Source organism: Winogradskyella psychrotolerans (assembly GCF_018860565.1).
Taxonomy (GTDB): domain Bacteria; phylum Bacteroidota; class Bacteroidia; order Flavobacteriales; family Flavobacteriaceae; genus Winogradskyella; species Winogradskyella damuponensis.
Window position 1 is genome coordinate 121,863 of record NZ_JAHKPS010000022.1, and the last position, 15,030, is coordinate 136,892.

A 15,030-nucleotide genomic window follows, 5' to 3' on the forward strand; every position below is an offset into this window, starting at 1 on the left:
TTAGAAGTTTTTATATATATATTTGAGAATACTATAATAATTAGCTATTATATTACTAACAACTAACTTTTTAGGGTACTTTTTTGACGTTTCTTTAAAAGCCTTATAATTCTAAATTCAATTTTTTATGGGAATTAAACATTTTAAACTCTCTACGTTTCTCTGTGTTTTTATAATTACATCATTTTCAATTTTACATGCTCAAGAAATTCAAATAACTGGAAAAGTGACTTCATTAGAAGATGAAATGCCTATGCCAGGTGTATCGATCATTGTCGTAGGTAAGAACAAAGGAACGAATACTGATTTTAATGGTGATTATTCAATAGACGCAGAAAAAGGAGACGTACTTCGCTTTAGCTATATTGGCTTCTCTGAACAGAAGGTAACTATAGGAGATAATACCGTTATTAATATTCAATTGGTTGAATCTGTTGAGGCACTTAACGAAGTCGTGGTTACTGCTTTAGGAATTTCACGTAAGGAACAAGCTTTAGGCTATGCTATATCTAAGGTTGATGGAGAAGAACTCGCTGAAATAAAAAGTATTAATGCAGTCAACTCATTAGCTGGTAAAGTTGCCGGTGTAGATATTGCCCAACCAAATACAGGATCGGGTGGTTCATCTAAAATTATTATTCGTGGAAACACAAAATTTAATGGCTCTAATCAACCGCTATACGTCATTGATGGTGTACCAATGGATAACAACTCTTTTGGGCAAGCCGGACAATATGGTGGTCAAGATTTAGGAGATGGTATCTCTTCTGTAAACTCAGATGACATAGAAACGATATCTGTTTTAAAAGGCCCTGCAGCAGCAGCGTTATATGGTTCTAGAGGTGGAAACGGTGTCATTTTAATTACAACAAAATCGTTTAAAAAGAACTCGAAATCTAAATTTAATATTAATTTTTCAACAAACTCTACGTTTGATGAGGTCATAAGTGGATACGAAGATGTTCAACATGTGTATGGTCAAGGTATCGGAACACCTCCAAGAGATATAGGTGACGCTACAGGTATGTGGAGTTGGGGTGGTAAAATGGATCCAAATTTACAATTCATCTCTTTCGATGGACAGTATAGAGATTATGGTGTAAAAAAAGATAATATTGAGTCCTTTTTCAGAACAGGTTATACCATTCAAAATACTATCTCTTTATCTGGTGGTAATGAATCTGCCAACTTATTATTTTCTGCATCAGATGTAAAAATGGAGGATATTGTTCCAAATAGCGGTTTACATAGAAATAACTTCACTTTAAAAGGGCATATGAAAATGTGGGAGAAATTAACTTTAGATGCCAAAGTTAATTTTACTCTAGAAGATGTAGATAATAGACCTTATTTGGGTTATTCTGGTGCAAATACGGCATTAGCACTTTTGGGCTTACCAGGAAATATTGATCAGCAATGGTTACAAGATAGTGCAACGGATGTCAACGGTGATTATGTGTTTTGGAATTCTGCAACACGAATTATCAATCCTTACTATTCATTGTATAACATGAAAAATGAATCTAATAAGAATAGAGTTTTAGGATATGCCTCTTTAAACTATCATATCACAGATTGGTTAGATTTCAAATTCAAATCTGGTATAGATACATTTACATATGATTATTATAATTACTCACCAAGAACAACACCTTTAGCTGAATGGGGAGAACTAACAAAAATAGACTCAAGAACTACTGAAATTAATACTGAATTTCTACTTTCTGCGAATAAAGAGCTTAACGATAATTGGACCGTTGGAGCAAGTCTTGGTGGAAACATTATGAATTATGAAAGTTCAACAAATACTATACTTGGTAAAAACCAAGGGTCAGAAGATGTCATCTCTATAAATAATTATAATGAATTCATTGTAGGACGACAAAATCCTAGAAAATCAGTCAGGTCGTTTTACGGATTTGCAAATGTTAGTTTTAAAGATTACGCCTTTTTAGATGTCACAGGCAGACAAGATTGGTCATCTACATTAAAAAAAGGAAATAACGGCTATTTTTACCCATCTTTTACAGGTGCTTTAGTCTTAACCAAGGCCATAGAAAATATAAAATCTAAAACGATACCTTATGCAAAATTAAGAGCCTCATATGCAGAAGTTGGTGGAGATACAGATCCTTATGCTTATAATACCTTTTTCGATTATCCATATTCTTCAAACGGAGCAAATTTTTCAACCGTAAATGATATTACTTATTTTACCAATATTAACCCTTCAAGAACCAAAGGATATGAATTTGGTTTAGACGCAAAACTTTTTAATTGGAGAGTTGGTTTAGATGTCACATACTACAATCAAACTACCTATGACGAAATAATGAATATTCCTATTTCTAATTCAAACGGTTTTGAATCTGCTAGTATTAATGCAGGTGAAATCAACAATAAAGGATGGGAAGTAATGGTAAATTTTGTACCTATTAAAACAGATGATCTCCGTTGGGATTTAACATTCAATTTTGCCAACAATGAGAACAAAATTGTAAAATTACATGAGGAAGCAAAAAGACAAACCATTGCAAGAGCAGATTGGATTAGCTCATTGATTACTGCAGAGGAAGGTGGCTCTTATGGAGATATTGTAGGTTATGACTTTAAACGCACTGAGGATGGTACTCCTATATTAGGTGCTAATGGACTACCTTTAAGATCTGATGAACAAGTGTCTTTAGGTAATGGACAATATAAATTTACTGGAGGTATTACCAATGGTATCCAATATAAAGGATTTAGGTTAAGAGCTTTAATTCAAATTAAATCTGGAGCAGATATATTATCTATGACCAATCAAAAATTATATCAACAAGGGGCACATATTGGAACCTTAGAAGGACGAGAAGGATGGGCACTGTCCGAATCAGAAAGGGAAAGTGCTGGCGAACTTCCAAGTAATTGGGTTGCCACAGGTGGTTACCTAGCACAAGGGGTTATTGAAGATGGAGTTGGCGCAGACGGAAATCCAAATTATAGAGCTAATGACGTTTATGTAAATCCTAAAGATTATTGGGGCAGTATTGCAAATTCGCACATTATAAAACCTTTTATATACGATGCAACGTATGTAAAATTAAGAGAGGTATCTTTATCTTATTCTTTAGGCCCAGAACAATTGAAAAATATTAAATTCTTAAATGGTTTAACCTTTTCTATTATCGGTAGAAATTTATGGTTAATTCATTCAAATGTACCTAATGTCGATCCCGAATCAACTTACAATATTAGTAATGGACAAGGCTATGAATATGGCTCTTTACCACAAAGACGAAGTTACGGATTTAACTTAACTGCAAAATTTTAAAAAAATGAAGACAAGTATAAAGCTATTAATAGTAGTAGTATCTACTTTAACACTAACTACTAGTTGTGAAGATTTTAACGACTTAAATGTTGACCCAACAACCTCAACTATTGCAAACCCTAAAACCTTAATCTCTAAAGTTCAAACAAGCTACTCTGGAGATAGAGAAACACAATGGAGATCTCTAGCGGCGTATCACATGTCAATTACGCAAATGATTTCAGATGGGTGGACAGTATCGCATGGGCAAGCCTATAAACTCGATATAAGTTATATGGAGTATATGTGGAAAAGTTCTTATCGTGAAATCAGTGATTTAACATACGCCATTCAAGAAGCTGAACAAAATCCAGAACTTGTAAATTACGAAGCTGTAGCTAGAATATTAAAAGTCATGATTTTCGCTCAACTCACAGACACTTATGGAGATTTGCCATATTTTGAAGCTGGTGCACAAGCAGAGGACGATAATTTACATCCGGCTTACGACAATCAAGAAGACATTTATAACGATTTTTTTAAAGAATTAAAAGAAGCTGCCGCTCAATTAGATGACTCTAAAGCTTTAGAAGGTGATTTAATGTACAATGGAGATGTAGAAAGATGGAGAAAATTTGCAAATTCTTTAAGGTTAAGATATGCCATGAGATTAGTCAATGTTAATTTGTCTAAAGCCGAAACAGAAGCCGTATTAGCTATTGAAGATGGTGTGATGGAAAATATTGATGACGCCGCCAAAGTAGAACATGGCGATTTTACAGTAAGCACAAGTGGAGCCTCAGAAATTAGAGGAAATGGATTTTCACAAGTTCAAAATTTTTCAGAAGAAATAATGGTGGCCTGTGAAACGTATGTATCTTATTTACGAGACAATGATGACCCAAGACTCTTAATGATGTTTGGAATGTATGCCGCTTACCAAGAAGATGCTACATCGCGATACAACTCAAAATCTTCTACCGAAACCAGTGTGGAAATTACAGATGAATATTTAGCTACCTATGGAGTTCTTGAAGGCTACGCTCCAGGATACTTTTTATTTGAATCACCTGAAGATGCACCGGCCGATATTTGGGCACCACGTTTCGTTGAAAAAAATGGTAGAACCGTTCAAATTGATAAATATTTTAAACCACTTCAGATAAGAAGACATTTAACACGTATTGACTTACCTTCAATATATCAATCTTATTCTGAAGTAGAGCTTTGGTTGGCGGAAGCAGCCCTAAGAGGTTGGAGTAATTTTGGTGGTGATGCAAAAACCCATTATAAAAATGCCATTTTTGCTAACATTGATGAACTGGTTATAATATTAGGTGCTGAACCTAATTTAGATATCAATTCAGATGTTTATGCTGAAAATTTATGGAACAATACTGCAGATAAAATGGAGGCTATAAACATGCAACATTATGTTAATAATTTTTACAATGGTATAGAGGGCTTTGCAAATTGGAGAAGATCAGGTTTTCCTGTACTTAAACCTACAACTGACAACCCTTATACGGATCAAACACTAAATGGTTTAATTCCTAGAAAATTACCATATCCTAATACTGAAATGAATTTTAACAGAAACAATTTAGAACCCCATTTAGATAACGGAGTTAATTTTTGGGGAGCACCTGTTTGGTGGGATAATAGTTTAACAAGAGGAGTTGATTTATCAGATTAACAAAAAAAAAAAAACATTATGAAAATAAAGAATTATAGTGCCTATATTTTTAGTATTTTATTACTTCTTACATCATCTTGCAGTCAAGACGATGTAAGTAATCCAACATTATCTGACACAGATTTAACCGTTTATTTTTGGGGTGAAGGAGATAACATAACAGGTATTGCATGGGAAGGTTATGATGTTTTAATAGGAGAAACATTAGACCTAAACCTACAAGTATCACCAAGCGAAGACACCTCAGTAAAATGGGTAGATGACGAGACTGGTGAGGTGTTAAGCAACGACTTAAATTATACCTACGCTCCTACTGAAGAAGAGACCAAAAGAGTTAATTTTATTGCGACCCGACCTTCTGGATATGAGAAAACAGTGGTCTTTAATTTCAGAGGTAATCTCGATGGTTACACAAGTAGAATTAACGAATGGCAATCTATTCCAATTCCACAAGGCACTCAAACAGGTACATTTACTGTTGAGTTTGATATGATTCCTAGTAAAGACATCATGGATGGTGTTGTAGGTATTTTAGATGGTATAGCTACAACCTATTCAGATAACTCATGCATCGTAAGATTAAATCCTTCAGGAAAAATAGATGCTTATGATGATACTGGGTATGCAGCAGATAACGAGTTAGAATATCATGCCGGTTTAACGTATCATGTAAGAATGGATATCGATGCTGTTACTATGACTTATGACATATACGCCAATGAGCAAGGTGGAGACGTTGTTCAAATTGGAGAAAATTATAAATTTAGACGTAAAATTACACACCAAGATTATTGGTCTATGGTCGCTGGTAATTTTAATTTGGATGACCCAGGAACGCATAGAGTTTTAAATATGGAAATCACAACACTAACACAAAATCAAGCTCCTGTTTTTCTACCTGTGGATGATGTTGTATTAGCAGAAGGAGCTGTTTTAGAGGTAGAAATTGAAGCCGTAGATCCTTTGGGCGGCAATATTACTATGGAAGCAAATGATTTACCACAATTCGCAAATTTTGTAGATAACGGCTTTGGATCTGGTGCAATAACTTTTGATCCATATTCCGATTGTGGAGGATGCGATTTAGGCACCTATGATATTACCATCGTTGCTACCAATGGTGTAGAATCCTCTGAGTTAACTTTTACTATAGATATTGTTGATCCAAACGCAGCCTTCGATGTAACTGTAGATGCAGGAGATGCTACCATTTGGAGTGGAGGATCTGTGGATGCAACATGGACTCAACTATTTGGTGGTCACGTAGCCACAGGTGTTGGAGGTGATGATCAAGTCGTTAGTGTGATGCCATTTGCTTTACCAGAAATACCTGAAGGTAAAAGAGTAAAATCAGCCGTTTTAAAGGTCAATGTCGTTAATAATAACTCTTGGGTTCCTGTAGAGTTTGATGTGTACGCTATAGCTTCCAGATCAACTTCAGAGGTTCTATCTACAGACTATTTTACAGGAGACTATGATACCGATGCCAATGCTACTGCAATTCAACAAGGTTTTATTACAGATGGAGATGCTCTTGGAGAATATATTATGGACGATCCTTCTGGTATAGCTTTAGCAACCTTTATGAACGACCAATATGACAATGGCGCAAGTGCTGGAGAATTTATGTTTCTTAGAATTGGTGCTAACCGAAATGACATGCCACTTTGGGCACATCTACAATTTGACAGTGCTGAATCAGGGGTAACGGCTCCTATTCTAACAGTGACTTTAGAAGATGAATAAAAGCTATAAACAACTCTGATTGCTTGAGCAGTTAACTAAAAAAACCTCCATTACAGATTTATAAATTTGTAATGGAGGTTTTTAAATTATATGCTTTCTAGTAAAACATTAATTCAATGTTTTACTAGATAAATGAGCGGATTTTAAGCAGGTTCAAAATCTTTTTTCAATACATCTTTGGCCAATTTTAATTCAGTTTCTGTAAATGGCTTTGCTTCTGAGGCAGAGACTGCACCTTTTAACTCACTTATATTTTTGGCTCCTGATAAAACTGTTGAAATCCCTTTTTGATCTAAAACCCAACGTAATGCTGCCTGTGGCATATTTTTAACGTCATCTCTCAATAAAAACTTAAAAGCCTCTACTTGATCAACGCGCTCTGCAATGTCTTCACGCGAATAACGTGCATTCAATGTACCTTCTGCAAATCTTGTATCTTTTGTAATAGCTCCTGATAAAAACCCGTTAGCCAAACATTCTCTCCCAAAGACTCCTATAGGGTATGTTTGTAATTCTTCAATTAACTGCTGAGCTTCTTTATTCATTAAACTCAATACCACTTGAATAACGTCTATTTTACAATCTTTTGCCCATTGACGTGCCATATTTTCGGTCTGATGAAACATGGAAATAGAATGCCCAATAAAACGTACTTTACCCTGTTTTTTAACGTGTTCAATTCCTTCCCAAACATCATCATTGATTTCTTCAGGAGAAAAAGGGGAATGAAAAAATAGCACATCTATATAGTCGGTTTGTAACCGTTTTAAACTCTCTTCTACAGAGTCTACAATACGCGATTTATAGAATTGAGATGCTCCATTTTTAATAGTCGGATTTCGTCCAAATTTTGTAGAGATATGCACCTTATCACGTTTGCCTTTTAGTGCCTTTCCTAGAACTATTTCGGCAACACCATCTTGTTCTGGAGTACCATATTGAGGTGCTGTATCAAAAATATTTATACCCATATCAATACCTGCATGAATGGTATTTATCCCATCTTGTTCATCAACACCACCATAAACTTTATTACCAAAAGCCCAAGTACCTAAACTGATTTCACTAATTTCTATACCTGTTCTTCCTAATTTTCTATACTTCATAAATATTTTTGTTTTAACTCTTCTATAATTAAAGATGCATTTCTTAAAAATAATTTTACAATCTTTTCACCTAGCGCTTTGGTTGATAATCTTGGATCGTCACCAGAAACAGCATCTAGTTCTAGGGTAATTGACCTATCCTTTGGTAAGGTCTCTAAATCTACCGTTTCAGATGCGTAGTATAATTGTAAAGATGTTTCACCTATAGCCGAATGGTTAGCGACCAATACATCATCTGGTAAAATATCGAATTCTGCCAATGCCCAAAATCTCCTATCTGGATATTTATTATTAAACGTTTCTGCTACAGTTTTTAAAATGGTGAGATGAGGTTCACCAGCATGTCCAGATAATAAAACAATAATTTTAAAACCTTGTATAACCAGTTGTTCTAAATATTCTTCACAAGCAAGCCTAATGAGGTTCTCTGAAAATTCTATAGAATGCTTAGGGAAGTTGACACCAGGATAAGACTTAATTAAATTAGCAGCCAAACTAATTACAGGAAAAACAAGACCTCCATTTTTTTCTGCTAAGTCTTTGCACAAGCTAAACGCTTTAATGCTATCGAGACCTGTAGGGTTATGATTTCCATGATATTCAATGGCTCCCCAAGGCAAATATGCAATAGGTGTGTGTTTTTGAATCGCTTCAATTTCCTGAGGTCGCATTTGGTCGTATAGTCCCCATTTAGAAGCTGTATTTATTGTTTCATTAACAATGTTCATATCGTTCAGTATTAAAACTCATCAAAAGCAATTTGATGACTTGTCACCCCTAATTGCGTCAACATTTTGGTACAGGCCTTAATCATCTTTGGTGGACCACATAGATAAAACTCTATAGCTTTTGGATTAGGATGTGTTTTTAAATAATTGTCAAAAACGACTTGATGAATAAAACCCGTTTGTCCTTCCCATTTATCGTCTTTTAATGGCTCAGAAAGTGCTATTTGAAAATTGAAATTAGTATGTGCATCTTCAATACTTTCAAAATAATCATCATAAAATATTTCTTGTTTAGAACGTGCTCCATACCAGTAACTCACTTTTCTATGGGTAGACTCATTTTCGAATAGATGCGCAATATGAGAACGGATTGGAGCCATACCAGCTCCACCTCCAATATAAACCATTTCTCTCTGTGTCGGTTTTATATGAAAATCTCCAAAACTACCAATAGCAGTTACACGATCACCTGGTTTTAGATTAAAAATATAACTAGAACCAATGCCTGGAGGACAATCTTGACCAGGTGGTGGAGTCGCTATACGAACATTAAATTTAAGTGTGTGTTCTTTAAGTCCGTTATTGGCTAATGAATAATTATTGACACGACCAACCTCTGTATTACTACAACTTAAATCAAACATTCTTTGATGATTCCAAACGGCAGCATAAGGCTCTGGAATATCAAATTGATTAAATGGTATTTCATTGTATTCTGGAATGTTAATTTGCATATAATCTCCAGGTATAAAATCTATTTTTTCATTCGTATTTATAGGCTCAAGAATGAGTTCCTTTATAAATGTTGAAACATTTTGGTTACTAATTACTTTTAAATCATAGCTTTTTTTCTTGCGCGCTCCTGCTCCACCTGCCTTTTCAATATTAAGCCAGATTTTATCATTTCGAGTTTCAATGGGATAAGTTGCCAATCCTTGACAAATAGGAGCACGAGCAGGAGAGCCATCTTCGATATTAAAACGTCCATTATGTTTTGGACATTCTATGATTTTACCTTTAATTAGGCCTTCACTTAAGTGCGTATTGCCATGTGTACAAATACCATCTGTAGCATGAAGACAGCCTTGGTTATCTCTAAAAAGGGCAAAGGTTTTCTTTACATGATCGAATCTAATAATGTCTTCAATCTCCAAATCTTTGTTTGCACAAACCTCTAACCAACCTTCAGAATCGGGTAATACATTAGATTTCACCAATCCTTCTGCTGCTACGTTTTTTGCTTCTGGTAATTTACGTTTCACGTAATAACCAGGTTCTTTAACTTGTCTTTTTATGGCAGGTAGTATTTCACTCCAAGCGGCGTAAATAGACGTATACACTGGCGGACAGTCGTCTTTTATAAGTTCGTGTAACTTGGGAAGCGCATGGTAAGGCACAAGCGGAAACATATGATGTTCTGTATGGTAGTTCATATTCCAATAGATAAACCTGCTTATTGGATTCATATAAACGGTACGACAATTTAAACGATGATCCAAAACATTTTCTGCTAAGCCAGCATGTTGTGTTGTGTTGTGCACAATCATGAGCCAAGTCCCAAAAATTTGAGGTAATACAAATAGAAATATGGGAATCCAAGTCTGTAAAATTATGGATGTACTAATCACTACAGCATATATGGCTAAGTAAATACGTGCGATTTTAAATATTTTCCCAAATTCAGTTTCTGGAATATAGGTTTTTTCGGATGCTGTAATTTTTCCAAATGCATGCCGAATTAAACTTGGAAAGAATGTTTTGTAACCTCCCCAATTAAATAGAGACAAAATAAGATTCTTGATATTTGGTGGACGCGGTATTTGAATTTCTGGATCGCGTCCAACAATAATAGTATCACTGTGATGACGTGTATGACTCCAGCGCCAAACTACAGATTCTCTCATCACCATAAACGAGGCTACTTCATAAACAACATTATTCATCCAATCGGTTTTAAACGCTGTTCCATGGCTACACTCATGCCATCTAGAGTCTGAACTTGTACTATAAAATACAGCATAAATAAGATAAGGAATTATAACCCACCAAGTTCCCCAAAGTAAAATGGCAGCTACCGCAGTACTGACTAAAATAGCAACTAAAAGTATGGTATCCATAATGGCAGGTCCATCTTTTCTTACCAATAATTTTCGCATTGTTTTGCGAGGCACAGGAGTTTGGTACCAATCTGCCTCAGCAAGTCCTAATTCTATAGCTCTGGCAGTATTTTTCCCTGTTAATGAATAGTCTAATTCAATTTGAGGATTTGACATAGACGTTTCATGAGCCAAAGTCTTTTCTTTATGTGTTTTTTGTATTACAACCTTTGGTTCTAGATCTATCATTTTAATTTTTTACTGTTTTCATACCTTATGTCAAATTTGCAAACGGTTAATTTTTGCTCTTTTAAATTGACGCGATGAAAATTGATTATAGCTCCTTGAGAAACACTTTATTCAATATGGGTGATTTACAAACTTAGAGGAATCACCTATTCCAAACAATAGACGTTTTGTTGGTTTTGTTGTTCAAAATGTCTACATTTGATTAGATATGGACAGTTTTTTTCACTATTTAGCTGACGACCCTGAAGCCGAGGTTTGGGGTGTTTATGTGCCTACTTGTGGGTATCAACATATTTACCCTGGAGCTCAATACCCATTAGAAGGTCACCCAGATACACATGACTTTCAACAAGCCATGGGAAGAACGCTACCTGGATGTTATCTTGTGTATGTGCCTACAGGAAAGGGTACACTAGAGACAAAATCTGGTAAATGGGAAGTGAACTCAGGAGATGTCATGTTATTATACCCAGGAGAATGGCATAAGTACAAACCCGATGAAGACACAGGATGGGAAGAATATTGGATGGGAATACGAGGTGAGGTTTTATCGAATAAAATACTTAAAGATTTATTTCCTAATAACACGTCCTATGTGAAACAAATGGGATATCAGGATGAGCTCATATTTTTATTTAATCAATCTATAAAATTAGTTAAAAGAAATAGCCCAGGATTTAGAAAAATTTTAGCAGGCATCGTTTTACAGTTGGTAGCTTATGTTATTTCTTATGAAAACCAAGAAACTGGTAATCGAGAAGAAGAGCTTTGTAAAAAAATAATTGATTTTATTAGAGAGAATCTTAATACTGAAGTAGACTTCAAAAAACTTGCTAGTGAGCATCACTTAAGTTACAACAGATTTAGAACGGTTTTTAAAAATAATACAGGTGTTTCATTACAGCAATATCTTATTCAAGAACGACTAGAACATGCGAAACGACTTATGGTGAATACCACGCTTTCTTTAAAGGAAATTTCAGCTAAAACAGGATTTAATTCGCTATTCTATTTTTCAAAAGTATTTAAAAATAAAATGGGATATTCTCCAGGACAAATTAGAAGAAAGCCATAGCTTTAATGTTGTAAAACTATGGCTTTAAGGTTTTTTTAATGTTCTGAAATTAAACAATACTTCAAGAAATTATCTTCATTGAAACAAGTTTAAACTCCTAATGACATCTGATTAATACTCTACTTATTCAAGCTAATTTCCAAAGGGTTGTTTACACATTTTGAAAATGCAGCTATATAGTCTTCCCACGCTTTCTCGGACGTAAACTGACCACTTTTTTTCCACCCAAAACCAGCGTAATAAATAACGTTATTGTCTTTAACATTAAGATGCGCATAGGCATTACTAAGGTCTTTTATATTACTATTATAAGTCTCAAAATCATTAAAATAATCTTTAGAAGCGATAATAGCAGTTCCTAATTCTGAATCGGCATGAGGCTGCCAATAACTCACCCAGCCTTCTTCTTTATTACCAGAAACTTCACCATCTTTTTCATGCAAGGTTAAACCAGCTGAAATGTTTTTCACACCTTCTAATGACACATTAAATTTTGAAAAATTCTGACCTAAATCTAAACTGATTACTTTTGATTCTGTAATAGTGTTTCCTCCGGCATCCCAATTTTCATATTCCAAATAAAAACTAGTTCTAAGAGGACCCGTTGATATTGTACGCCAATTGGTAAAGTTTTTAGCTGTATAATACGTCGTATCAACTTTTACAGCAATACCACCTACTCCACGACTAGCACCAACATGAAAATCGTCTAATCCTTCTCCTGAATCGATATGATAACTTCCATCTGTTTCAGTTTCTTTTTTGTACCATTTATTAATAATGGGATATTCAACTCGTTTTAACCACGCATCAACACCACTAGAAAGCGTACCTCCTGGAACACTATCTTCAACCATTTGTTGTGCCGTTGGTCCATATACGCGAAACGCGACTTTATCATTTTCCCACGTATAATCATCGGTTCGTTCTGGTACAAAACGCGAATAACACAAATCTGCTGCTTTAGGTTGTTCTGCTTCGGTAATTGTCACCACCTCAAATTTAGCTACAGATTTTGAAGCCACTTTAGGTTGAAATAAAATGACATCCATAGTGCCATCTCCATCATTATCGACTAATTGGGTCACTTGAAGCTCACCTGTATTCACATCTTTTATACCAATATTTGATGAATTTTCTACATCTAATGACGTTATATCAATCTCTACCGTCTCAAAAGAGCGTTCAAAATCTAATGTGTTTTTCACGCTAATAACGGTACTATTTTTCTCTTGCGCACAAGCACATAATAGCACTATCAATACTAAAGCAATAGGATTTTTTATGATTCTCATAATAATATTAAATTTATTAATCTTCGTTGGCTGGCTTCCCAATCGTTGCAAGGATTCCTCCATCAACATACACAACTTGACCATTAACAAAATCACTAGCTCTAGAACTTAAAAATATAGCTGCGCCTTGTAAGTCATCCGGATCTCCCCATTTACCTGATGGTGTTCTATTAACAATAAAATCATTAAAAGGATGACCATCTACTCTAATGGGTTCTGTTTGACTTGTGGCAAAATACCCAGGACCTATTCCATTAGTTTGAATGTTGTATTTAGCCCATTCTGTAGCCATATTTTGTGTCAGCATTTTAAGTCCACCTTTTGCAGCTGCATAAGCACCTACAGAATTTCGACCCAACTCGCTCATCATGGAACAAATGTTAATGATTTTGCCAGTTTTTCTTTCAATCATTCCTTTCACAACATGTTTAGAAACAATAAAAGGAGCGACTAAATCGACATCAACAACCGCCTTAAAATCAACCACCTCCATGTCTACTAATGGAGTGCGTTTAATAATCCCTGCATTATTGACTAAAATATCAATGGGACCAACTTCTTTTTCAATCTTTTCAATATGTTCTTTTACAGCGACCTCATCTGTAACATCAAAAAGGTAACCGTAGGCTTCAATACCAGATTCTTTATAATTTGCAACAGCTTCATCTAATTTTGTCTGTGACGAATTTCCGTTTACAACAATTTTAGCACCAGCATTTCCAATACCTTTAGCCATTGCCATTCCTAAACCATGCGTAGCTCCGGTTATTAATGCTATTTTCCCTGTTAAATCAAATAAGTTAATTGACATAATTACTGTGTTTAATTAATTATTTTAACTCATTAATCTTACAGTGATCCATATCTCCGTAGTCTAAATTTTCTCCAGCCATACCCCAAATAAAAATATAGTTACTCGTCCCTGAGCCTGAATGTATAGACCAAGGTGGAGAAATTACAGCTTGGTTATTGGCCATCCAGATATGTCTTGTTTCTTCTGGTTCTCCCATAAAATGACAAACAGCCTGATCTTCTGGCACCTCAAAATAAAAGTAAACCTCCATACGTCTATCGTGTACATGAGCTGGCATAGTATTCCAAACACTTCCTGTTTTTAACTCAGTCATACCCATTTGTACTTGACATGTTTCAACTACACTATTTACAATTAGTTTTCTAATCGTTCTAGCATTTGCTGTTTCCAGAGCACCTAATTCTACCACTTCTGCATCTTCTCTACTAATTTTTTTAGTTGGAAACGTTTTGTGAGCAGGTGTAGAGTTTAAATAAAATTTTGCCGGATTTGTAGCATCGTCGCTACTAAAACTAACGTCTTTAGTCTCTCTACCTATGTATAGTGCCTCTTTATAGTCTAAATTATAAGCTACACCATTAACAGAAACAGTGCCTTTACCACCTACATTTATAATTCCTAATTCGCGTCGTTCTAGAAAATAATCTGCTTTTAAGAGCTCTATGGATTCAAGTTTTAATTCATTTTTCACTGGAACTGCTCCTCCAGTTATAAATCTATCATAATGCGAATAAACTAAATTTATAGCATCATCTTCCATGACGTTACTAATTAAAAATTCGTCTCTTAATCTATTCGTATCGTAATTTTTCACGTCTTGTGGTGATGCCGCATATCGTGTTTGATAGTGAGTTGTCATTGCCAAATATATTTAAGTTAATTTTTGTAAAAGTAATAAAAATATCCAAAATACAATCGATTGTATTTTGAATA

Annotated in this window: 10 protein-coding genes; 4 read left to right on the forward strand and 6 right to left on the reverse strand. The window is 34.8% G+C overall.

Annotated elements, in window-relative coordinates; all coding sequences use genetic code 11:
* Positions 1 to 127 precede the first annotated feature (127 nt).
* The 3 genes from KO504_RS09455 to KO504_RS09465 are packed head-to-tail and all read left to right on the forward strand — an operon-like array spanning position 128 to position 6,734.
* Positions 128 to 3,313 (forward strand): SusC/RagA family TonB-linked outer membrane protein, encoded by a 3,186-nt coding sequence (locus tag KO504_RS09455; RefSeq protein ID WP_215926280.1) that lies wholly within the window; start codon positions 128 to 130, stop codon positions 3,311 to 3,313.
* Positions 3,314 to 3,317: 4 nt separating this feature from the next.
* Positions 3,318 to 4,988: a SusD/RagB family nutrient-binding outer membrane lipoprotein gene (locus tag KO504_RS09460; protein ID WP_215926281.1), complete on the forward strand. Its 1,671-nt coding sequence runs from the start codon at positions 3,318 to 3,320 to the stop codon at positions 4,986 to 4,988.
* 18 nt (positions 4,989 to 5,006) lie between these two features.
* Positions 5,007 to 6,734 carry a hypothetical protein gene (locus KO504_RS09465; protein WP_215926283.1) on the forward strand — a complete coding sequence of 576 codons (1,728 nt, stop codon included), beginning with the start codon at positions 5,007 to 5,009 and terminating at the stop codon, positions 6,732 to 6,734.
* 143 nt (positions 6,735 to 6,877) lie between these two features.
* On the opposite strand, the gene KO504_RS09470 is transcribed toward KO504_RS09465, so the two are convergent.
* From KO504_RS09470 to nqrF, 3 genes are read right to left on the reverse strand one after another with little or no spacing between them, the layout of a single operon-like run.
* The gene (locus KO504_RS09470) at positions 6,878 to 7,840 is read right to left on the reverse strand and encodes an aldo/keto reductase (RefSeq protein ID WP_215926285.1); all 963 of its coding nucleotides are present in this window, start codon (positions 7,838 to 7,840) and stop codon (positions 6,878 to 6,880) included.
* Complete coding sequence (locus KO504_RS09475) at positions 7,837 to 8,568, reverse strand: creatininase family protein (protein ID WP_215926287.1); 732 nt, start codon at positions 8,566 to 8,568, stop codon at positions 7,837 to 7,839. The genes KO504_RS09470 and KO504_RS09475 overlap by 4 nt, the downstream gene beginning before the upstream one ends.
* A gap of 11 nt (positions 8,569 to 8,579) precedes the next feature.
* Positions 8,580 to 10,913, reverse strand: a complete 2,334-nt coding sequence (gene nqrF / locus KO504_RS09480) for an NADH:ubiquinone reductase (Na(+)-transporting) subunit F (protein ID WP_215926289.1) — start codon at positions 10,911 to 10,913, stop codon at positions 8,580 to 8,582.
* 208 nt (positions 10,914 to 11,121) lie between these two features.
* Between nqrF and KO504_RS09485 the strand changes: the two genes are divergently transcribed.
* Complete coding sequence (locus KO504_RS09485) at positions 11,122 to 11,988, forward strand: AraC family transcriptional regulator (protein WP_115838215.1); 867 nt, start codon at positions 11,122 to 11,124, stop codon at positions 11,986 to 11,988.
* A gap of 119 nt (positions 11,989 to 12,107) precedes the next feature.
* Here the strand turns inward: KO504_RS09485 and KO504_RS09490 are convergent, their stop codons facing one another.
* Genes KO504_RS09490 through kduI form a run of 3 tightly spaced genes read right to left on the reverse strand, consistent with a single transcriptional unit; the run spans position 12,108 to position 14,956 of the window.
* Positions 12,108 to 13,283 (reverse strand): DUF4861 family protein, encoded by a 1,176-nt coding sequence (locus KO504_RS09490; RefSeq protein ID WP_215926291.1) that lies wholly within the window; start codon positions 13,281 to 13,283, stop codon positions 12,108 to 12,110.
* A 16-nt stretch (positions 13,284 to 13,299) separates the two neighbouring features.
* A complete protein-coding gene (locus KO504_RS09495) occupies positions 13,300 to 14,094 on the reverse strand; it encodes a gluconate 5-dehydrogenase (RefSeq protein WP_215926293.1) in 795 nt (264 codons plus the stop codon).
* 19 nt (positions 14,095 to 14,113) lie between these two features.
* Complete coding sequence (gene kduI, locus KO504_RS09500) at positions 14,114 to 14,956, reverse strand: 5-dehydro-4-deoxy-D-glucuronate isomerase (RefSeq protein ID WP_215926295.1); 843 nt, start codon at positions 14,954 to 14,956, stop codon at positions 14,114 to 14,116.
* Positions 14,957 to 15,030: the final 74 nt, after the last annotated feature.